Annotated in this window: 24 protein-coding genes; 18 read left to right on the top strand and 6 right to left on the bottom strand. The window is 39.1% G+C overall.

Translation table 11 applies throughout. From position 1 onward, the window contains the following. Positions 1–26: 26 nt before the first annotated feature. The 8 genes from ACKWBX_RS02455 (at position 27) to ACKWBX_RS02420 (ending at position 7,043) form a co-directional block, all read left to right on the top strand. On the top strand, positions 27–449 hold the full coding sequence (locus ACKWBX_RS02455) for a hypothetical protein (RefSeq protein ID WP_413967058.1): 423 nt from the start codon (positions 27–29) through the stop codon (positions 447–449). A 160-nt stretch (positions 450–609) separates the two neighbouring features. Further along, positions 610–777 carry a hypothetical protein gene (locus ACKWBX_RS02450; protein WP_413967057.1) on the top strand — a complete coding sequence of 56 codons (168 nt, stop codon included), beginning with the start codon at positions 610–612 and terminating at the stop codon, positions 775–777. 76 nt (positions 778–853) lie between these two features. Next, complete coding sequence (serS, locus tag ACKWBX_RS02445) at positions 854–2,125, top strand: serine--tRNA ligase (RefSeq protein ID WP_413967056.1); 1,272 nt, start codon at positions 854–856, stop codon at positions 2,123–2,125. Positions 2,126–2,182: 57 nt separating this feature from the next. Further along, positions 2,183–3,970 (top strand): tetratricopeptide repeat protein, encoded by a 1,788-nt coding sequence (locus ACKWBX_RS02440; RefSeq protein WP_413967055.1) that lies wholly within the window; start codon positions 2,183–2,185, stop codon positions 3,968–3,970. Between the two features lie 105 nt (positions 3,971–4,075). Then, complete coding sequence (locus ACKWBX_RS02435) at positions 4,076–4,387, top strand: DUF4286 family protein (protein ID WP_413967054.1); 312 nt, start codon at positions 4,076–4,078, stop codon at positions 4,385–4,387. A 4-nt stretch (positions 4,388–4,391) separates the two neighbouring features. Next, on the top strand, positions 4,392–5,252 hold the full coding sequence (gene rsmA / locus ACKWBX_RS02430) for a 16S rRNA (adenine(1518)-N(6)/adenine(1519)-N(6))-dimethyltransferase RsmA (protein WP_413967053.1): 861 nt from the start codon (positions 4,392–4,394) through the stop codon (positions 5,250–5,252). Then, the gene (gene mgtE / locus ACKWBX_RS02425; protein WP_413967052.1) at positions 5,239–6,591 is read left to right on the top strand and encodes a magnesium transporter; all 1,353 of its coding nucleotides are present in this window, start codon (positions 5,239–5,241) and stop codon (positions 6,589–6,591) included. Before rsmA ends, mgtE begins: the two co-directional genes overlap by 14 nt. An 86-nt stretch (positions 6,592–6,677) precedes the next feature. Continuing rightward, positions 6,678–7,043, top strand: coding sequence for a cupin domain-containing protein (locus ACKWBX_RS02420; RefSeq protein ID WP_413967051.1), 366 nt, complete (start codon positions 6,678–6,680; stop codon positions 7,041–7,043). 154 nt (positions 7,044–7,197) lie between these two features. On the opposite strand, the gene ACKWBX_RS02415 is transcribed toward ACKWBX_RS02420, so the two are convergent. From ACKWBX_RS02415 to ACKWBX_RS02405, 3 genes are all read right to left on the bottom strand, one after another. Beyond that, a complete protein-coding gene (locus tag ACKWBX_RS02415) occupies positions 7,198–8,484 on the bottom strand; it encodes a hypothetical protein (RefSeq protein WP_413967050.1) in 1,287 nt (428 codons plus the stop codon). 123 nt (positions 8,485–8,607) lie between these two features. Then, a complete protein-coding gene (locus ACKWBX_RS02410) occupies positions 8,608–9,555 on the bottom strand; it encodes a Vgb family protein (protein WP_413967049.1) in 948 nt (315 codons plus the stop codon). Between the two features lie 68 nt (positions 9,556–9,623). Continuing rightward, positions 9,624–10,754 (bottom strand): helix-turn-helix domain-containing protein, encoded by a 1,131-nt coding sequence (locus ACKWBX_RS02405; RefSeq protein WP_413967048.1) that lies wholly within the window; start codon positions 10,752–10,754, stop codon positions 9,624–9,626. Positions 10,755–10,894: 140 nt separating this feature from the next. Between ACKWBX_RS02405 and ACKWBX_RS02400 the strand changes: the two genes are divergently transcribed. The 10 genes from ACKWBX_RS02400 (at position 10,895) to ACKWBX_RS02355 (ending at position 16,249) form a co-directional block, all read left to right on the top strand. Next, entirely contained in the window at positions 10,895–11,833 is a 939-nt protein-coding gene (locus tag ACKWBX_RS02400) for a 2-hydroxyacid dehydrogenase (RefSeq protein ID WP_413967047.1), read from the top strand. Positions 11,834–11,842: 9 nt separating this feature from the next. Then, a complete protein-coding gene (locus tag ACKWBX_RS02395; protein WP_413967046.1) occupies positions 11,843–12,253 on the top strand; it encodes a response regulator transcription factor in 411 nt (136 codons plus the stop codon). A gap of 105 nt (positions 12,254–12,358) precedes the next feature. Further along, positions 12,359–12,868 (top strand): DUF4199 domain-containing protein, encoded by a 510-nt coding sequence (locus ACKWBX_RS02390; RefSeq protein ID WP_413967045.1) that lies wholly within the window; start codon positions 12,359–12,361, stop codon positions 12,866–12,868. A 41-nt stretch (positions 12,869–12,909) separates the two neighbouring features. Next, positions 12,910–13,281: a VOC family protein gene (locus ACKWBX_RS02385; RefSeq protein WP_413967044.1), complete on the top strand. Its 372-nt coding sequence runs from the start codon at positions 12,910–12,912 to the stop codon at positions 13,279–13,281. A gap of 1 nt (position 13,282) precedes the next feature. Next, positions 13,283–13,738, top strand: a complete 456-nt coding sequence (locus ACKWBX_RS02380) for a DUF1801 domain-containing protein (protein ID WP_413967043.1) — start codon at positions 13,283–13,285, stop codon at positions 13,736–13,738. A gap of 59 nt (positions 13,739–13,797) precedes the next feature. Beyond that, the gene (locus ACKWBX_RS02375; protein ID WP_413967042.1) at positions 13,798–14,184 is read left to right on the top strand and encodes a VOC family protein; all 387 of its coding nucleotides are present in this window, start codon (positions 13,798–13,800) and stop codon (positions 14,182–14,184) included. Positions 14,185–14,238: 54 nt separating this feature from the next. Then, positions 14,239–14,664: a YtxH domain-containing protein gene (locus ACKWBX_RS02370; RefSeq protein WP_413967041.1), complete on the top strand. Its 426-nt coding sequence runs from the start codon at positions 14,239–14,241 to the stop codon at positions 14,662–14,664. A 77-nt stretch (positions 14,665–14,741) separates the two neighbouring features. Further along, the gene (locus tag ACKWBX_RS02365; RefSeq protein WP_413967040.1) at positions 14,742–15,065 is read left to right on the top strand and encodes an ArsR/SmtB family transcription factor; all 324 of its coding nucleotides are present in this window, start codon (positions 14,742–14,744) and stop codon (positions 15,063–15,065) included. A 79-nt stretch (positions 15,066–15,144) separates the two neighbouring features. Further along, positions 15,145–15,633 carry a DUF6428 family protein gene (locus ACKWBX_RS02360; RefSeq protein ID WP_413967039.1) on the top strand — a complete coding sequence of 163 codons (489 nt, stop codon included), beginning with the start codon at positions 15,145–15,147 and terminating at the stop codon, positions 15,631–15,633. A 112-nt stretch (positions 15,634–15,745) separates the two neighbouring features. Continuing rightward, positions 15,746–16,249 (top strand): GNAT family N-acetyltransferase, encoded by a 504-nt coding sequence (locus ACKWBX_RS02355; RefSeq protein ID WP_413967038.1) that lies wholly within the window; start codon positions 15,746–15,748, stop codon positions 16,247–16,249. On the opposite strand, the gene ACKWBX_RS02350 is transcribed toward ACKWBX_RS02355, so the two are convergent. The 3 genes from ACKWBX_RS02350 to ACKWBX_RS02340 all read right to left on the bottom strand — a co-directional run bounded on the left by ACKWBX_RS02350 (position 16,250) and on the right by ACKWBX_RS02340 (position 19,785). Next, positions 16,250–18,070, bottom strand: a complete 1,821-nt coding sequence (locus ACKWBX_RS02350; RefSeq protein WP_413967037.1) for a GNAT family N-acyltransferase — start codon at positions 18,068–18,070, stop codon at positions 16,250–16,252. It lies immediately after the preceding gene. Positions 18,071–18,156: 86 nt separating this feature from the next. Next, entirely contained in the window at positions 18,157–19,404 is a 1,248-nt protein-coding gene (locus ACKWBX_RS02345) for an aspartate kinase (RefSeq protein ID WP_413967036.1), read from the bottom strand. A 45-nt stretch (positions 19,405–19,449) separates the two neighbouring features. Then, positions 19,450–19,785: a n-acetylglutamate synthase gene (locus ACKWBX_RS02340; RefSeq protein ID WP_413967035.1), complete on the bottom strand. Its 336-nt coding sequence runs from the start codon at positions 19,783–19,785 to the stop codon at positions 19,450–19,452. Position 19,786: the final 1 nt, after the last annotated feature.

Below are 19,786 nucleotides of genomic sequence, written 5' to 3'. Positions count from 1 at the left end.
TATCATATAAAGAAAGTTTCAAAACAATGCTTAAAATTTTCAAAATTTTTTTAGTAAGCTTATTACTGTTGATAAATTTCAGGTGCTCAAATAATACATTACAGGACTGTACCGGGGGTGTCTGTACGGAAGAGTTTGTATCCATAACAATTAGCATAATGGACGTCTCGGGAAATCCGGTGAAATTAGACAGCTACAAGGCCATATTAGAAGATACAGATCAAAACATAGCTCCTGAACTATCCAATATGGACAATGATTCCTTTGGAGAAAATGGGATTTATGTCATATTTAGCGATAGGTTCGCCAAAGATTATCAAAACAAACGTACTATGTTGAATTTCATCGGCATTAAAAATGACCAAGAAATTATCTCATCCGTATTCGAAGTCGGGGCGGATTGTTGTCATGTAAAACTACTTTCTGGAAATAGGGATATCATTTTATGATCGGACTATGAGATTATTTGCTAAAAATCAGATTATACAATTTATTTTAGTTTTCGTTTTTATATTTTTCGTTAGCTGCGACAAAGATGATTGTGACAATCTGCAAACTGCCACTTTGTTTTACACAGAAGACTGCGCAACAATAAATGGCTACGTAGTTTTGAAAAAAGACAAAAGGGTATACACCTTTCAAGACGGGTTAGATGAAGTGTTCAGAAAAGATAGTGTTCAAGTTAAGCTTTCTTTTCAATTACTATCCGAGCGTACCCTAACTGCGGACTGTTTTCAGAACGACCTTATAAAAATTACTTGTATTGAAGAAAATTAAGGTTATTTATAATCTATATTAAACCTTCAAAACCCGAGGATTATTTTAACTTTGCTCGCTTTTAAACCTCATTAAAATGCTACAACTACAAGCTATTCGAGAAAATAAGAAAGAAATCATAAAAGCGTTGCAGAAACGAAATATTGATGCCGATGTCTTATTGAACGAAGTCTTACAATTGGATGAAAAAAGACGCGCGACCCAAACACAATTGGATACCGTTTTGGCAGAATCCAATACACTTTCCAAAGAAATAGGAGTACTTTATAAAGCAGGAAAGGCAAAAGAAGCCAATGCCCTAAAAGAAAAAACTGCGGGCCTAAAAGAGGATTCCAGAAAATTGGGCGAAGATTTAAATACTACCGCTGAAAATTTACAGGGATTATTATACCAAATCCCCAATGCACCACATGCATCCGTGCCTGCTGGAAATTCCGAGGAGGACAATGAAGAAATATTCAAGGAAGGCACCGTTCCCGTTTTGGAAAAGGAGGCACTTCCCCACTGGGAATTGGCCAAAAAATATGACATCATAGATTTTGAGCTCGGCGTAAAAATAACGGGGGCAGGTTTTCCTGTGTACAAAGGAAAAGGTGCAAAGTTACAACGGGCACTCATTGCCTATTTCTTGGATAAGAATACAGCGGCCGGATATGCAGAAATACAAGTGCCCCATTTGGTCAATGAAGCTTCGGGTATTGGAACAGGGCAGTTGCCGGACAAGGAAGGACAGATGTACCACGTGGGTACGGACGACCTATATCTTATCCCAACTGGAGAAGTTCCTGTTACCAATATCTTTAGGGATGTCATCGTAAACACATCGGATTTCCCAATAAAATATACGAGCTATACGCCTTGCTTTAGAAGAGAAGCGGGCAGTTATGGTGCGCATGTAAGAGGTTTGAACAGATTGCATCAGTTTGATAAGGTAGAAATTGTACATGTTGAACATCCATCCAAATCATATGAGGCTTTGGATGGTATGGTAGGACATGTAAAAGGTATTTTAAGGGAGTTGGAATTACCCTACCGTATTTTACGCCTATGTGGCGGGGATTTGGGCTTTACCGCGGCATTGACTTTTGATTTTGAAGTGTTCTCTACCGCCCAGGACCGTTGGTTGGAAATTAGTTCCGTTTCCAATTTTGAAACCTATCAGGCAAACCGATTGAAATTAAGATATAAGGACGAGAGCGGCAAAAACCAATTGGCCCATACCTTGAACGGTAGCTCATTGGCTCTACCAAGAGTTTTAGCGGGTATTTTAGAAAATTATCAAACCCCGGAAGGTATCAAAATTCCGAAAGTATTGGTTCCATATTGTGGTTTTGATAGTATTGATTAGAATACCTTTCTGATTCGCTTAACATAAACCCTTATTATTCTGTGTTATCTTTAGACCATGCGTTTTACCCTACTTTTAATTTCGTACTTCGTATTTCTTACTTCCATATGGGCACAAGAAGATTTTTTGGCAAAGCAATATTTCTCCGATGGGGATTTTGAAAAAGCTGTGGTCTTTTATGAAAAATTAGTAGAAAAAAGCCCTAGAAGAACTGATTACGTTCAAGGTTTGATAGGATGTTACCAACAATTAAAACGTTATGGGGACGCTAAAAAATTTTTGGACAAACAATTGGAACAAAGAAATCCGCACCCTAATCTATTTATTGAACAAGGTTACAATTATACCTTACAGGATTCGGTAACAAAGGCCAATCTATATTATGATAAGGCCATTGCTATCATAGAAAAAAATCCAAATTATGGATACGCGTTAGGTAACCAATTTCAAAGATATAGTATGTTGGACAGGGCCATTTCAGCGTATCAAAAAGCCATGGAAATCAACCCGGCCCTAAACTATGATTATCAGTTGGCAAGAATTTATGGCGAGCAGGGCAATGTGGATAAAATGTACCGCTCCTACCTTAAGCTAATCAGCGAGGGAAAAACCTCCAAATCCAATATCCTTCGTAGTATTGATGACTTTGTGTCGTCAGACCCACAGGACCCTAATAATCTAGCACTTAAAAGAATTCTTTTAGAAAATGCCCAGAAAAATCCGGACTTGACTTGGAACGAGCTTTTAAGTTGGCTATTTGTACAACAGGAGCAGTATAGCAGTGCATTCCGTCAAGAAAAAGCAATTTATAAGAGAACCGAGGGGAGTTCTACGCAACGTTTGGAGAATCTGGGAAACATTGCTCTACAAGCCGAAGACAATGAAGTTGCCCGGGATATTTTTGAGTACATCGCGGAAAGTGCCAGCAATGAAACCACAAAACTGAATGCGCAACTAAATTTATTGGACATTGCCCTTATCAATGCCAAAGAAAAAGACTTGGCCACCATTGAAAAACAGTATGAGGAACTCATCACGGTTTACGGTTACAAGAGCCAAACATTACAGCTTCAAGTAGCGTATGCCAATTTTCTAACATTCAAAAAAGATGACCCGGAACCTGCCGAAAAACTTTTGAAGAACAGTTTAGAGCTGCCGCTCAACCAAAGGGGAATCGCATATATTAAATTGGCTTTGGGAGATATATTGGTGTACCATAAAAAATTCAATGAAGCACTCATCTATTTTTCGCAGATACAGCAAAAATTAAAGAACGATGTGCTAGGCCAAAATGCACGTTTCAAAGTAGCACAGACCAGTTTTTACAAGGGTGATTTTGATTGGGCCTTAACACAGCTGAAAGTATTAAGAAGCTCTACCTCGCAATTAATAGCGAACGATGCCATGCAGTTGAGCCTCTTAATTTCCGATAATTCTTTGGAAGACTCTACCCAAACGGCACTTAAAAAATATGCCCGTGCCGATTTTTTGGCCTATCAAAATAAAACCAATGATGCCATTTCCGTTTTGGAGGATATTCTTCAAAACCACAAAGGCGAGAAAATTGAAGATGAAGCCTTATTGAAACAGGCGCAAATTTATGAAGCTGAAAAACGCTATGAGGATGCGCAGTTCAACTATCAAAAAATAGTGGAATTCTATGGTAATGGAATTTTGGCTGACGATGCCCACTTTGCTTTGGGAGAATTATACAGAAAAATATTCAACGATCCGGAACAGGCAAAAGGTCATTATGAAAAAATAATCTATAATTATCAGGACAGTTATTATTTTCCGCAGGCGAGAAAGAATTTTAGAATGTTAAGGGGCGATGCCATAAACTGAAGGCCCGGTTTACAACCTTTCCAAAAAGTCTTTTATCATGAAGAATACGATACTTTTAGAAAATAGTTTAAACTTCTCCCCCTTTGGGAGATAAGAGAGGGGCTTATGTACATATACAACGTAACGACCAATATTGATGAATCCGTTGAGAACGAATGGTTGCAATGGATGAAGGAAATCCATATTCCGGATATGTTGGCCACGAAAAAATTCACGAACGCTAAAATATGTCGTGTTTTGGTCGAAGAGGAAATGGGCGGCGTCACCTATTCGGTTCAATTTACTACTGTAAACAAGGAGACACTGGAACGTTATTATACCGAAGATGCGGAGCGGCTACGAACCGATGCTTTACAACGATTTACCAATAAATTTGTGGCCTTCCGAACGGAATTGGAGATTATAAGCGAGCATTGAAGGCATGAGGAAGAAGAAAGGACCATTTAAAAATCATGAGCAAAAAACCAAAAGGGAACTGCGTCCCGTTAAGGCCAAAAAATACCTTGGCCAACACTTTTTAAAAGATGAGGAAATAGCAAAAAAAATAGCGGAAACCCTATCTCTTGAAGGTTATACCGATGTACTGGAAATTGGTCCGGGCACGGGCGTGCTCACCAAGTATCTTTTAAGACAGGATATCGATTTGGTGGCGATGGATCTAGATGCCGATTCCATTGTTTATCTGAACCATAGTTTCCCTTTGGAACATCCTAAAATATTGCAAGGAAAAGGTTCTTTCAAGGTTGTTGAAGCAGATTTTCTAAAATACGATTTACGACTGTTATTTGGCGAAGAGCCTTTTGCCATAACAGGAAACTTTCCATATAATATCTCTACCCAAATTGTTTTTAAAATGTTGGAGATGCGACAACAAGTCCCCGAGTTTTCAGGAATGTTCCAAAAAGAAGTTGCACAGCGCATCTGTGCCAAAGAAGGCAATAAAACCTATGGAATACTTTCCGTTTTGGTCCAGACCTTTTATGATGCGGAATACTTATTCACTGTACATCCTCAGGTTTTTGATCCACCGCCCAAAGTGCAATCCGGTGTTTTACGCTTAACACGAAAAGAAAACTTTATATTGGATTGCGATGAGAAACTACTTTACCAAGTGGTAAAATCGGCCTTTAATCAGAGAAGAAAGACCCTTCGCAATAGTTTAAAAAGCTTTTCACTCTCCGATAATCTGAAAGAAGATACTATATTTGACCAACGCCCGGAACAACTGGCCGTGTCAGATTTTATAGCATTGACGAAGAAGATAGCGGATGACACCCTTTAAACTCACAGAGGACCTTTTAACAGAAATAGAGCAATACATTGAAAACCAGCAGGATTCAGCATTGAACGCCCTTTTGGAAGAGGTGCACTATGCCGATGTTGCCGAAATCATCAATGAGCTCAACGAAGACGAGGCCACCTATCTTATCAAATTATTGGATAGCGATAAAACTTCCGATGTGCTTACCGAGCTGGACGAAGATGTCAGGGAGGCCATCCTAAACAATCTTTCATCCAAGGAAATTGCCGAAGAACTTGATGAATTGGATACGGATGATGCCGCGGATATTGTCGCGGAACTTCCCAAGGAAATTGTCCAGGAAGTCATCTCGGAAATTGAGGATAAAGAGCATGCCAAGGACATTGTGGACCTTTTGCGGTATGACGAAAATTCCGCAGGTGGTCTTATGGCAAAGGAATTGGTTAGGGTAAGGGATACCTGGAACGTTACCAAATGCGTAAAGGAAATGCGCGCGCAAGCGGAAAACGTAACCCGGGTACATTCCATTTACGTAGTGGATAAGGATGAAGTCCTAAAGGGAAGATTGTCCTTAAAGGATTTGCTGACGGTTTCTACCCAAACGCATATCAGCGAAATATACATTCCAAAAGTAGATTCCGTGAACGTAAACGAGAAACCGGAAGAAGTTGCCAAGATCATGAGTAAATATGATTTGGAGGCCATTCCCGTGGTAGACGAAATAGGAAGGCTCGTAGGCCGTATCACGATTGATGATATTGTGGATGTCATCCGTGAGGAGGCGGAAAAAGATTACCAATTGGCAGCAGGTATTTCGCAAGATGTAGAGGCAGATGACAGTATCTGGGAATTAACGCGCGCTCGCTTGCCATGGTTGATTCTCGGTCTCTTTGGCGGTGCAGGTGCAGCGGTGATCATGGGCGGCTTTGAGGAAATGTTCAGCAAATACACCACACTTTTCCTGTTTACACCGTTGATTGCGGCGATGGCCGGGAACGTTGGCGTACAGTCCAGCGCCATTATTGTACAAGGCCTGGCAAACGATTACCTTAAAGGAAGTATCGGGAGCCGTTTGGTCAAGGAAATATTATTGGCGCTTTTGAACGGCGTCATCCTTGCGGCCATTTTATTGTTGTTCACTTGGGCCTGGAAAGGAGATTTCCTTACCGCCATAGCCATATCCGCCTCGCTCATCGCCGTTATTGTAGTGGCAGGCTTTGTAGGCACGTTCACCCCTTTGTTCTTGCACAAAAGAGGAATTGACCCCGCGATTGCCACCGGACCTTTTATCACCACCAGCAACGATATTTTTGGAATCTTAATTTATTTTTTAATCGCAAAACTCATTTTAGGGATTTAAGGGTATTTCGCAAACTTGGTGTTTGCGCCGGGCTTTTCGCGCTACACGGTAGCTCGCTACAATCCCTAATGCAAAAAAACAACAGTATGAAACCCATCAATCTAAAAGAAAAACACAGTTTGTTCAACAAACAATGGCACCCTCACCAAATAGCTACCGTAGATGATATGCAGGTGATACTCGCCAAAATTCAAGGTGAATTTGTTTGGCATGCCCATGAAAACGAAGATGAACTATTTCAAGTTTTAAAAGGTACTCTGTATATGAAATTTAGAGATAGAACAGAGGTAGTAAAAGAAGGGGAAATCATCATTGTACCAAAAGGTGTGGAACATTGTCCTTCAACAAAGGATGATGAAGAGGTGCATCTTCTTTTATTCGAAAAACAAAATACGGCACATACCGGTGATGTGGACCACGAAATGACGCAAACGGAATACCCTAAAATTTGAAAAAAAAGGTGGAAACTTTATACGGGTTTCCACCTTGTCTTTCGATTGATGAACACTTTTAATTCTGAAGTTTAAAATCCGGCCAAAGGTCAAGACCCCATAATCTCATTACGGTTATTTTAGTTTCTATAAATGTTTAAGCCTATAGTGATGGCTACTCAATAAATATTTTAGGACTTGCACACTGCGCATCGGCGATATAGGTATAACCGTTTTGGGTCTCAAATGAAATCGAATAAATAGCATTGGGTACAATACCATCCGGTACGTCCAAAGTGAAAATCGTAACATCGTTTTCATAGGTGATATCATTAAAAGCATCTACCTCAATAGGCCATCGCATACCACTCAAATCATCTACCAGCGCCGCGGTTACCGGACAATTATTGCATGAAAATTTGTTAATGGCCCCTATTGGGGAAACAATTACACGGAATGTACCGTTTATGGCCACATTTCTACTTTCCGGACAAAAACTGATATCGCTCACCATTATGGTTTTAATTCCAATATTTTTAAGCGGCACACCATCTTTTGTGGTCCCGGTAATCTCATATTCCCCTGTACTAAGACCCGCTGGAACCTTATAGCCCGATTCCCTATTAAATCCGTTCTCCGGTTTAGGTGCACTAAATAATCTTGGAGCCTCTAGACCGTTTACAAAAATCTTATCTTCAAAATTATTGTTGCTAATAAAAAAACGTTGTTCCGGAGTATAGACTACTGAAGGCTGTATTGCAAAGAAACTGCTGTAATCAAAGTTGCCCAGATTTACAAAATCGCTTTCCAGAACTTCGTTTTCTTCAAGAAATTGCCCTCCCAAGGTCGTGGTAAGATTTACATTGGCACTTTCGTCGGAAATAAATGAAAACCGATTCAACACCATGATCAAACTATCCTTATATATCTTTTCAATCTTATTGCCGTCAAATTTCGAAAATAAAACATTTCCGTTTTCCGAAACGGAACGCCCATAAATGGATATACTCCCCGGTCCCCCCTTAGGGAAATTCTTTCCGTAGACCGTAAGGGTATCCGTATCTCCAAAAATTATTCGGGAACTTAAAGAATCTATCTCCATTCGCTTTAACTCAAAAGCATCCTTTACAAAGAGTGAATCCGTATCAAACCCTATCTTTACCGTAACGTCAAAAGTGGTATCCGTTCCACGAATTTCCCTAGACAAAAAATACAGTTCATCTCCCGAACTCATGTTCTCCAGCACAGTGGCGGGTTCTCCATTAAGGTCTACCGAGGAAAAATTGGAGACCGTAGCATCTTTCAGCTTAATTTGAATGGTATCGTTTAGAACGGCACTTGCCGGAGTAATGGATACTACTCCAGGGCTCAGGTTTTCTCTCCCGGTTTTTGGAGATTCCTCTTTACTGCAAGAGAGGCACACGAAACAAAATAACAATAGTAAAAATCTTGTATTTAACATAAGAATGGGGTATTGCTCATTAGTTTTTTAAGAACGAGTCGGTTAAATGAATATTGTTAGCGTAATAGGTAAAAGGAAAAGCAGTAACTGCTTTTCCTTCTTTTTTGAGTTAGCCAAGAATTATCATTTTAATTTAATGACCCGCAATGCCCCTTGTTCAGAACCTTGGGATACATATAGTCTTTTTCTAAAGCGATCTGCCGTAATGCCATTGGGGGTGTCAAAAGAAGCTTCCAAAAGTGTCCCATCATTTGTGGCCTTTTCTCCATTCCCGGCAAAAATAGTTGCCTCGCCATCCATGCTGACCCTGTAAATGACATGTTCACTTATTGCCGTAGCAAAAACAGAACCTGCGGAATAGGTAATGTACCCTATCACGAAACCTTCTGTAACAGTGGGAAGAGTTGCCAACACTTCTACCTCCAGATTTCGGTTTATCTTTAAGATATCCCCTGTAGAAAAATTCCCCACGAACAGGTTGCCTTTATTGTCAAAATCTATTCCTACACCGCCAAACAATCTGTTGTCTTGCACATATATACTGATTTCTCCGGCAGGAGTAATCTTATGCACTCCCGGAAAACTAAAATTGGAAACGTAGGCATTATTATACCTATCCAATACTATTCCTGCCGGGAAACCCGGCAAAGTAGCGAGCACTTCCCTACTCCCGTCCGGCGATACTTTAAGCACATCTGCTTGAGTGGGTCCCGAAGTCCCGGATACAAACCTGATGTTGTTCACTACATAAATATTCCCTTCGCGATCTACTACGTTTCCGGTCGGTGCCACTAAACCATCCACAACTACGGAGGTTTCACCGGTATATGGATTTGTTTTCAGTACTACCGTTCCTCCAAAATTGGCAAAGTTGCTTGCATAGATATTTCCCCTGCTATCGACCGATAATCCGTCCGTAGCTTGAAAATCATTGACCAATGTTTCTACCTTGGCCTTCTCTAAAATAGGGCCTCCTCCGTAGGGAAACTTACTACAGGATACAGTGATGATTAAAATAAGTGCAAAAAATGGCGACGTGTGTTTTAATAGATGCTTGTTTCGATTTTTCATGAGGATAGTTTTAAAGTTTTGGCAATGTTAACCGTTAACCCTTATGCGAATCGACCGCTTGTACCCATTTAGACAGATTGCGCATGCAATCGCTTTATATAATTACTGGGAGTTTCCTGGAGTTTGGCCTTAAAAGCTTTGTTGAACGTAGATTTGGACTTGAACCCTACCTCCATGGAAAGCGCCAATAAGGTTTGGCGTTGATGCTCTTTCTTATCCAATTTTTCTAAAAAAGCCGCAACCCTAAATTGATTGATGTAGTCATAAAAATTAGAGTTATATACATTGTTCAACAACCATGAAAGGTTATTAGGAGAGGTATTCAATTGTTCTGCCAAAACTGCCAGGGTCAGCTCATTGTCCAAATAGATATGTTCTTTATGAATGAGTGTATGGAGCGATGATTGTAATTCTCTAGTTTCGGTCTCGTCCAGTCTATTTTTTTGTTTTGCATTTTCTTTTTGGGCCAATTGAACCCTAAAGATTTCAGGCTGCCTTAAGGCGTAAAAACCTATTCCGTAAACGAGTAATGGCAACGCGATCCAAACAGTATTATAATTCAAATAAGCATTGTTGAAACCAAAGGCAATCGATGTTATAAAACTAAAGGCCCACAGCATTAGGATGAGCGCTATACCTCCAAACATAACTTTCAAAAACCGAAGGGAGGGTTGGGAAAAAGAGAGTTGTTCTTTTTCGTTTTTCTCAAAATTGAAAATCAATTTTCCGCATCGGAACAGATAATACACGTTGGAAATCAATGCCAAAGCTTCCACGGCTGAAAAAATAACCCTCAAATATCCTCCTCTGTACAATGCTACATATTCCGCTTGGGAATAACTGCACAAATACAATAAAAATAAACCGTAAAATATGGCCGGAACGTAATGAAACCATGATAATATGAAGTTTTGGTCTCCTTTGATCAATAAACGCCTAATATACATATAACCCAAAGGCCCGAACAGAAAGATGATGAATTCCAATGTACTGGCATACTGTATAACCCAAGATTCCGTTGCTTTTGTCAATATAAATTTAGAAAGCAACAAGATGCTGGTCATGGCCAACTGTATGGAAAGTATGCTGTTCGGCTTGGTATTTTTCTGATGGACAATAGGCAGGGTTACGGTAAGAAAAACACCTTGGGAGATTCCCATGAGCAATAACACATCAATAAGACCAATATCGTTTATCATTTTATCCGTATCAAAGATAAATTTAATTTTAATCCATAGTCTTATCGACCGTCTGGGTACAAAAACACTATTATTTCATAATTTTCATTAGATTAATCTGAATTTATATTCCTGATTTAGAAATCGTAATTTTACGTCCTATGAAAGTGCTCCATGTAGATACCAACCACCCTTTGATTATTGAACAGTTTTCTGAAATGGGTTTTCAGAACGATGAAGATTATAGTTCTTCCAAGACCGAAATTGAAAATAAGATTCATCTGTATGACGGGCTTATTATCCGTAGTCGGTTTCGTATTGACGAAGCTTTTTTGGACAAGGCCACAAATCTAAAATTTATTGGAAGACTGGGTGCTGGACTGGAAAATATAGATGTGCGCTACGCAAAATCCAAAGGTATCTTTTTGGCTGCTGCACCGGAAGGAAATAGAAATGCGGTTGGCGAACACGCTTTGGGAATGTTGCTTTCCCTCTTCAACAATCTCAATAAAGCCGATAAAGAAGTTAGAAATGGAAAATGGGACAGGGAAGGCAACCGCGGATGGGAATTGGAAGGAAAAATTGTCGGTATTATTGGGTACGGACATATGGGGAAAGCTTTTGCTAAAAAATTAAAGGGCTTTGATATAGATGAAGTCATTTGCTATGATATCAAAGGAGGTGTAGAGGATGACAATGCCAGACAGGTAGGTATTATGGAACTGCACCAGCGTGCAGATGTTATAAGTCTTCATGTGCCACAAACCGATTTGACCGTTGGAATGGTGAATACCGAGTTCCTTGAAAAATTCCATAAACCCATTTGGATCATCAATACCGCAAGGGGGAAATGTATTAAAACCAATGACTTGGTGGCAGCACTAAAATCAAATAAAGTTTTGGGTGCAGGGCTGGACGTTTTGGAATATGAAAAGGCTTCCTTTGAAAATATGTTCACCAATGAACTCCCCGAAGCCTTCCAGTATCTGGTAAAAGCAGATAACGTTTTGCTCTCCCCCCATGTAGCGGGTTGGACGGTGGAAAGCAAAGAAAAATTGGCGCAAACCGTTATAGATAAAATCAAAGCCAAGTTTTGCTAAATGAAAGCCATGAAGAAGACCATAGTCATCTTTAGTGTTCTTGTTCTAGTGCTATTATTGTTATTTAGAATTAGTTCCTACGCGCTAATCAGTGGCGATAGCACGTTGGAATTTATCATTGCATCAGTGGCTATTATTTTCTTTTTCATCGGTATTTACCTGAACAAAAAAAGTCTTCACAAAACAACCGTGCCGGCACAAGAAGTAAACTTTGATAAAATTGAAGCACTGGAACTCAGCAAAAGAGAATACGAAGTGTTAAAGGAAGTCGCTCTGGGGCTCTCCAATAAAGAAATTGCCGAAAAACTTTTCCTTTCCGAAAGTACTATTAAAACCCATGTCTCCAACCTTTTGGTAAAGTTAAATGCCAAAAGAAGAACACAGGCTATACAGATTGCGAAAGACTTTCAAATCATCTAAAAAAAGATTTCCAAAACCCAAGTTTATAGAATTTGGTACTTTAGTATGAGTTGTTTTTTTATCCCTACCGTTACTTTTAGGCCTATCATCTAAAAACAGCCTAATATGAAAAAAACTATCGTTCACTTTGGAATATATGCGTTTTTGTGCGCTTTCCTATTATTCATGGCAGCCCTATATTTTGGACAGGGCCTGGATTTCTCCATTCAGGAGGTGCTGGGATATCTTACCATTCTTACTTCCTTGCTATTTATTTTCTTCGCTATTAAACACTTAAGGGAAAAAGAAAATCATGGTCTCATCAGTTTTAAAAAAGCTTTTTTGATAGGTATTTCAATATCGGTATTTGCCGGAATAGGCTTTGCGATTGCAGATACCATTTATGTAACTGTAATCAATCCTGATTTTGCCGAACAATACCTAGCATATTCATTGGAAAAATTGAAAGCCGAACTCCCTGCGGCTACTTATGAAGTGGAGCGAAAAAAGTTATTGGAACAAATAGAACAATATAAAAATCCGGCTTTTAATGCCACGGTTATGTTCATGACCGTTTTTTTAATAGGTTTTATAATCACCCTGATTTCGGCATTGATACTTCAAAGAAAAAATTAAAAGAAAATAAATAAGAGTTTATTCATCTAAAATCAAAAATAATGAATCTAGGAACATTTTCGGTCAGTCTTACTGTTAAGGACATCCACGCGTCAAAATCATTCTATGAAAAAATAGGCTTTACCGTTTTTCACGGAGATATTGAACAAAAATGGCTTATTATGAAAAATGAAACGGCCGTTATAGGTTTGTTTCAAGGCATGTTTGAAAAAAACATATTAACCTTCAATCCCGGATGGGACAGTAATGCCAATGCTCTTGAATCTTTTACCGACATTCGGGAAATTCAAAAACATATGCTGGAAAAAGGCTTGGAATTGGTCAGAAAAGCGGACGATACTACTTCGGGACCAGCAAGTCTTACTTTAATAGATCCCGACGGAAATCCTATCCTTTTGGACCAACACGTATAATATGAATTACAAAGCGGACACCCCGGCAGCATATATGGCGCAACTTCCCGAAGAACGAAAACCGGTGGTTTCTAAAATAAGGGAAACTATCCGGGAACATCTTCCTGAAGGCTTTGAAGAACAAATGAGTTATGGCATGTTAGGTTTTGTAGTCCCACATTCCGTTTATCCTGCAGGTTATCATTGCGATACCAAACTTCCGTTACCTTTTATAAATCTTGCATCACAGAAAAACTATGTCGCCCTGTACCATTCTGGGATTTATGCGGATAAAAAATTATTCGATTGGTTTGTTGCCGTATATCCCAAACACTGTAAACGTAAATTGGATATGGGCAAAAGCTGTATACGTTTTAAAGATATGAACGATATTCCTTATGAATTGATTGCGGAACTCTGCACAAAAATGTCGGTAAAAGATTGGATAACCTTGTATGAAAAGAATATTAAGCGATAAGGAATTTAAATGAAATCAAGATTTCCTCCTTCGAGAAAATGACGATAAAACACTTATAGATGAAAAATAGAGTTACGGGATTAGGCGGCTTCTTTTTTAAGTCCGATGATCCAAACATGATAAAAGAATGGTATAAAAATCACTTAGGGCTAAATACGGACCAATACGGATGTACCTTTTGGTGGAAAGACAAAGAGGGCAACGATTGCTCCACCCAATGGAGCCCCATGGCCGCGGATACAGACTATTATAACCCTAGCAAAAAACAGTTTATGATGAATTTTCGGGTCGAGAATTTAAAAGAACTTTTAATTGAACTGGAAAAAGAAGGGGTTACCATAGTTGGTGAAATTGAGGAATATGACTATGGTAAATTTGGTTGGATTATGGACCCTGAAGGCAATAAATTAGAGCTTTGGGAACCAGTGGACAAAGCATTTTTATAGCAACTATTTATTTGTTACATTTAGCCTAAGTTAAACCACCAAAAAAACAATAAAATGTCTGACGAGAACAAAGACTTAGGAGATAAGGCCGAAGAGGCTTTTGACAAAGCGAAAGAAACAGCTAAAGACGCTGCCGATGAGGTAAAGGATGCCATAGATGACACTAAAGAAACTATAAAAAACGATGCCGATAATGGTAAAATGGTAGCCATTATAGCACATTTAACTTTTATAGGGTGGATTGTCGCCATCATCATGAACAACAATAATAAAACAGCATTGGGCAGTTATTATATAAGACAAACCTTGGGTATCTTTATTTTAGCTTTCCTTTTAGGACTAATCCCAGTTATAGGATGCTTTGCGGCTATTATAGCAGTAGTACTTTTAGTCATGAGTTTCATTAATGCCATAAATGAAAAAATGGTTCCTACACCTGTAGTAGGCCAATATTTCCAAGACTGGTTTAAGAGTTTATAAAACAAAAAAGACCGAATATAACGTTTGGTCTTTTTTATTGATTTTATTATCGTAATATTGCAATATATAAATATATCATGGGTATTACCAAATCGCAAATATTCAATACCAAGCAAAATGAACTTGCTACTATTTTCAAGGTATTGTCAAATCCCGCAAGGATAGCCATACTGCAATATATAAGCAAGCAGGACGCCTGTATCTGCAATGACATTGTAGACGAAATAGGATTGGCACAACCTACTATTTCGCAACATTTAAAGGAGTTGAAAAGCATCGATTTAATAAAAGGAGAAATAGAAGGGAAAAAGGTCTGTTACTGTATCAATCTAAAAAAATGGTCGGCTATTCAAGATCTTTTGAACACCTTCTTTAATACGACAAAAACCAACTGTTGTTAAAAGCCCCACCCTTAAAGGAGTATAATACTAGTCATAAAAACATGAATATCATATAATGATTTAAATTAAAAAGCACAACATGAAGACAAACGATTTTTTATCCATTCTAAAAGAGAACCCAAATAAGAGCTTGCTTTTTGAATACAAACCTGGAGCATTCGTTCCGGCCAACTACCACATCACCGAAGTCAAAAATATAACCATTGATAGTGTCGACTGTGGGGGAAATTCAGATTCTTGGAAAGAAACCATCATCCAACTATGGGAAAGTCCTACTGAAAAAGACAAAAGGGAATATATGTCCGCTTATAAGGCCCTTTCTATTTTGAACAAAGTAGATAAGATAAAACCTATGGAAAAAGAGGTGGAAGTTAAAATTGAATACAGCAATGAACACTTTCACACGGCGCAACTATTCATCAATGATTACTTGGCCAATCACGAAAAACTTGTATTCCAATTAGGAGTTGCAAAAACCGATTGTAAGGCAAAAGAAACTTGTGGTGTGCCGGAGCCTATGGCAGTAGCTTCAGAAAACAGCTGTGCGCCAGAAAGTGGATGTTGTTGATCAAAAACTTTAGTTTATTTTATATTTTCAATAGTGTCAGGTCGAGCGCAGTCGAGACCTCTTCTTGAAAAAGTGAATACGTTATAAATTTTTTGGACTTAAATTCTAAATGATGACACCCATTACAATAAAACCCATGAGAGCTGAAGATTGGGACGCGGTAGCTAAGATTTACGAGGAAGGTATCGCAACAGGCTTTGCTACTTTTGAGACCACCGTTCCCAGTTATGAATCATGGGACAGTGCACATATGGATTTATGCAGATTGGTTGCTACTGCCCATAATGATGACATATTAGGGTGGGCAGCATTATCTCCTGTCTCAAGCAGATGTGTTTATGGCGGTATCGGTGAAGTAAGCGTTTACGTTTCGAACAAAAGTCGCGGCCAGGGTGTTGGCAAGTTATTGATGCAAGCATTGATAAAAGAAAGTGAGGCTGAAGGCCTATGGACCATACAGTCTGGCATATTTCCCGAAAATATTGGAAGTATAAAACTACATGAAAATATGGGATTCAGGTATATTGGCAAAAGAGAAAAAGTGGGGAAATTATCAGGTGTTTGGAAAGATAATTTACTTTTTGAACGAAGAAGCACCAAAATTGGAATACACTGATTAATCTTCTTTTTCTTGGGATTGCGATTCCATCAATTTACGCTCCAGTTCCGCCTGAAATTCTTCCATAACCGGTTTCACCGTACTCTCCGGCAAGTCGGATATTTTAATATACATTAAGCCGTCCACAGAATTGTTGAACAACGGATCTACGTTGAACGCTACAACTTTGGCGTTTTGTTTGATGTATTTTTTAATAAGGACCGGCAATCTAAGATTTCCGGGTTCTACCTCATCTATCAAACGGTCAAATTTGTTCAGATCCGCCTGCGTTTCATCAAAAACGAATTCTTTGTCGGCATCGTTGAGCTTTACCTTAAACTCTTTTTTCGGCCTAATGTATTGTGCTACATAGGGATCCCAATAGTTTGATTTCATAAACTCGATCATCAAGGATTTCGAAAAGTTCGAAAACTGATTGCTAATGCTTACGCCACCAATCAAATATTTATGCTCTGGATGTCTTAATGTGGTATGGACGATTCCTTTCCATAATAAAAAGAGCGGCATGGGTTTTTGTTGATATTCCTTAACAATATAGGCCCTGCCCATTTCGATGGAATTTTGCATCATTCCATACAGTTCGGGTTCCACCCTAAATAAATCCTGAAGGTAAAATCCGTCAATCCCATATTCCGGAAAAATTTCGGAACCCATCCCCATCCTGTAAGCACCAACAATACACTGTTCCGTATTGTCCCAAAGAAACAAGTGGTAATAATAGGAATCAAAAATATCCAGATCAATGGCGTTATTGGTTCCTTCCCCAATGGCCCTAAAAGTAACTTCTCGCTGCCTCCCGATTTCCTTTAGTATAAAAGGCATATCTTTTTCTTGGGCCAAAAAAACCTCGTAATTCTTGCTTTCCAGTAAACGGCAATCTTTTTCGCGCAGCTTTTCAATTTCACCTTGCATTACCTCCTTGCGCATGGCCGTAGCTATCTTCTTGGGCGGTTTTGGAATTTTTAGGGTAGTTGGTATCTGATCTATCAATCGTTCTTTTTGGTAGGCATTGGCCAGAATGTAGGTTTTCTTTCTGAGCAAATCCGTAAAATCCTCCAATGTCTCCTGCTCTTCCTGCGCTTTGACCGAAATAGGTTGGCCAATGCGCACTTTTATGGGCCTATTTCGTTGGGAATAGACTTGGGACGGTATCATTGTCGTTCTAAAAACATCGTTCCACTTGGACATCCTGTAGAAGAGCTTGCTGTTTTTAGCATGGAAATAAATAGGGACAACGGGCACATTCGCCCTACGGATCAATTTCAAAACAGCCTCCTCCCAAGGTTTGTCAACGATTAGCTTTCCATCTTTATGGGTAGAAACTTCTCCTGCAGGAAAAATACCTAACGGGTGACCATCCCGAAGATGACTCAATGCATTTTTAAACCCCGCAATACTGCTCTTTGCATCTTTGTGTCCTTCAAAAGGGTTTACGGGAAGAATGTAAGGTGCCAAAGGAACCATACGTTTTAAGAGAAAATTGGCCATAATTTTGTAGTCCTTCCGCTCGGACAGCATCAGTTTCATCAATAAAATCCCGTCAATAGCACCCAAGGGATGATTGCTTATGGTGATATAAGGACCCTCCTTGGGCAATCTTTTAAAATCCTCTTCCGGAATATCATAATCAATCTCAAAATGCTCCAAAATTGCGTTGGCATATTCATCGCACTCTAAATGGGAAATCTTATCATAATAGGAATTGATACCTGAGATTCTTGTGATTTTCATCAAGATCCAGCCTATAAACGTACCCACATAACCGTACTTGGATAGATTGATAGCCTTGGCTACCTCTTTTGCGGTTACTAAACCCATAGAAAGAAAATGTTATAGAGGGGTAAATATAGGAAAAACCCTAGTGGAGCTCACTATTTAACATTCGAAAAAATAATGGATAATAATTATTTCACAACCAATTGAACGGTCTCTTTTCCACGCTGTTCCAACAGGATTTCATACCCGTTTTGAATTGATTCCAGTGATTTATCATCAAAATGCCTAATGGTATAGAGCGATACATTTTCGTGATGAACTACTTTAAATTTACTTTTTAATTGGTTCAACAAAGCCTCCAAGCCCCCAAATTTATTATCCACACAAACCGAAAAGCTAATCGCTGAATTCTGGATCAGGTCAACCTTTATTTTATGGTCATGAAACAGCTTAAAAATTTCACTGATCTTGTTTTCTACAATGAAGGAAAAATCCAGCGAGGACAATTTCATTAATACTTGGTTCTTTTTTACGATGAAACAAGGCACCTTTGGTTCTATCCCAACGCCTTTACCAACGGTAGTCCCTGCTTTTTTTGGGTTGATGAAAGACTTTACCCGTAACGGTATCTCTTTTCTCTGTAAAGGTTGCAGTGTTTTTGGGTGAATTACCGATGCTCCGTAAAAGGCAAGTTCTATGGCCTCACGATAAGAAATATTGTTCAGCAATTGCGTTTCCTTAAAATGTCTTGGGTCTGCATTGAGCACGCCGGGAACATCCTTCCAAATGGTTACGGATTCTGCATTTAGACAATAGGCCAGAATAGCTGCGGAATAATCTGACCCTTCACGGCCCAAGGTAACGGTAAAGTTGTTGTCATCACTCCCTAAAAAACCTTGGGTAACATTGAGTATGTTTTTATCGATTTTTGAACAATTCTCCTGTGTTTTTTCCCAATTGACGATGGGGTCTCGATAGCTGTCATCGGTTTTGATATATTCCCGAACGTCCAACCAATTGTTTTTGATTCCCACTTCTTCCAAATAGGCACTAATAATCGTGGTGGAAATCAATTCTCCGTACCCGACCACCTGATCGTACACAAAGTTGTAGTTGGGCGACTTGTTCCAAGCCAAGAATCCGTTTACTTCATCCACTAAAATCTTGATTTTCCTATAAACAACATGTTGCATATTGGGGAACAAATCCTTTAGTATATCATCATGATATGCGACCATCTCATTGATATGGCCCGGCAGGTCTGCTTTATTTTGAAAATAAGAGTTTACAATGGCCTCCATGGCATTGGTGATTTTTCCCATCGCGGATACGACCACTATGGTGTTTTCGTGACCCACTTCTCCCAATACCTTTACTACATTTTTTACACCATCGGCATCCTTGACCGATGCTCCTCCAAATTTAAATACACGCATAAAAACTCTTGTTTATTTTATATTCCGATATTCCGGAAATGAATATTATATTTCAACCAATACAGAATTGCCTTTTGATTTATCACCTGAAGTCCACTGCCATGTTTCATGAAGTTTAATTTTCCCGTTAGTCATCAACTCCGGTTTAGAGGTACATCTTCCGGTCATCAAATCTCCGGCCGTATTTATTTGATGGTAACACATTTCTATTACTCCCTCAGCATCTATTGTACCCATTAGATGTCCTTTTACGATGGCACCGCCACTGTACTCGGATGTTACGATGTGATTTTCTTGCTTGTAGCAAAAAATAGTCTCTTCAGAAGTTTCGGCATTTTTAGAACTTTTTAGGGGTCTAAATTTTCTATTGTTATAATTCATT

The organism is Maribacter algae (assembly GCF_047345745.1).
Lineage (GTDB): Bacteria > Bacteroidota > Bacteroidia > Flavobacteriales > Flavobacteriaceae > Maribacter.
This window is presented reverse-complemented; position numbering and strand designations above follow the sequence as displayed.

Coding starts and splice junctions, on each gene's coding strand:
- ACKWBX_RS02455 (WP_413967058.1), top strand. CDS start 27: ATGCTTAAAATTTTCAAAATTTTTTTAGTAAGCTTATTACTGTTGATA.
- serS (WP_413967056.1), top strand. CDS start 854: ATGCTACAACTACAAGCTATTCGAGAAAATAAGAAAGAAATCATAAAA.
- ACKWBX_RS02440 (WP_413967055.1), top strand. CDS start 2,183: ATGCGTTTTACCCTACTTTTAATTTCGTACTTCGTATTTCTTACTTCC.
- ACKWBX_RS02435 (WP_413967054.1), top strand. CDS start 4,076: ATGTACATATACAACGTAACGACCAATATTGATGAATCCGTTGAGAAC.
- rsmA (WP_413967053.1), top strand. CDS start 4,392: ATGAGGAAGAAGAAAGGACCATTTAAAAATCATGAGCAAAAAACCAAA.
- mgtE (WP_413967052.1), top strand. CDS start 5,239: ATGACACCCTTTAAACTCACAGAGGACCTTTTAACAGAAATAGAGCAA.
- ACKWBX_RS02420 (WP_413967051.1), top strand. CDS start 6,678: ATGAAACCCATCAATCTAAAAGAAAAACACAGTTTGTTCAACAAACAA.
- ACKWBX_RS02415 (WP_413967050.1), bottom strand. CDS start 8,484: ATGTTAAATACAAGATTTTTACTATTGTTATTTTGTTTCGTGTGCCTC.
- ACKWBX_RS02410 (WP_413967049.1), bottom strand. CDS start 9,555: ATGAAAAATCGAAACAAGCATCTATTAAAACACACGTCGCCATTTTTT.
- ACKWBX_RS02405 (WP_413967048.1), bottom strand. CDS start 10,754: ATGATAAACGATATTGGTCTTATTGATGTGTTATTGCTCATGGGAATC.
- ACKWBX_RS02400 (WP_413967047.1), top strand. CDS start 10,895: ATGAAAGTGCTCCATGTAGATACCAACCACCCTTTGATTATTGAACAG.
- ACKWBX_RS02395 (WP_413967046.1), top strand. CDS start 11,843: ATGAAGAAGACCATAGTCATCTTTAGTGTTCTTGTTCTAGTGCTATTA.
- ACKWBX_RS02390 (WP_413967045.1), top strand. CDS start 12,359: ATGAAAAAAACTATCGTTCACTTTGGAATATATGCGTTTTTGTGCGCT.
- ACKWBX_RS02385 (WP_413967044.1), top strand. CDS start 12,910: ATGAATCTAGGAACATTTTCGGTCAGTCTTACTGTTAAGGACATCCAC.
- ACKWBX_RS02380 (WP_413967043.1), top strand. CDS start 13,283: ATGAATTACAAAGCGGACACCCCGGCAGCATATATGGCGCAACTTCCC.
- ACKWBX_RS02375 (WP_413967042.1), top strand. CDS start 13,798: ATGAAAAATAGAGTTACGGGATTAGGCGGCTTCTTTTTTAAGTCCGAT.
- ACKWBX_RS02370 (WP_413967041.1), top strand. CDS start 14,239: ATGTCTGACGAGAACAAAGACTTAGGAGATAAGGCCGAAGAGGCTTTT.
- ACKWBX_RS02365 (WP_413967040.1), top strand. CDS start 14,742: ATGGGTATTACCAAATCGCAAATATTCAATACCAAGCAAAATGAACTT.
- ACKWBX_RS02360 (WP_413967039.1), top strand. CDS start 15,145: ATGAAGACAAACGATTTTTTATCCATTCTAAAAGAGAACCCAAATAAG.
- ACKWBX_RS02355 (WP_413967038.1), top strand. CDS start 15,746: ATGACACCCATTACAATAAAACCCATGAGAGCTGAAGATTGGGACGCG.
- ACKWBX_RS02350 (WP_413967037.1), bottom strand. CDS start 18,070: ATGGGTTTAGTAACCGCAAAAGAGGTAGCCAAGGCTATCAATCTATCC.
- ACKWBX_RS02345 (WP_413967036.1), bottom strand. CDS start 19,404: ATGCGTGTATTTAAATTTGGAGGAGCATCGGTCAAGGATGCCGATGGT.
- ACKWBX_RS02340 (WP_413967035.1), bottom strand. CDS start 19,785: ATGAATTATAACAATAGAAAATTTAGACCCCTAAAAAGTTCTAAAAAT.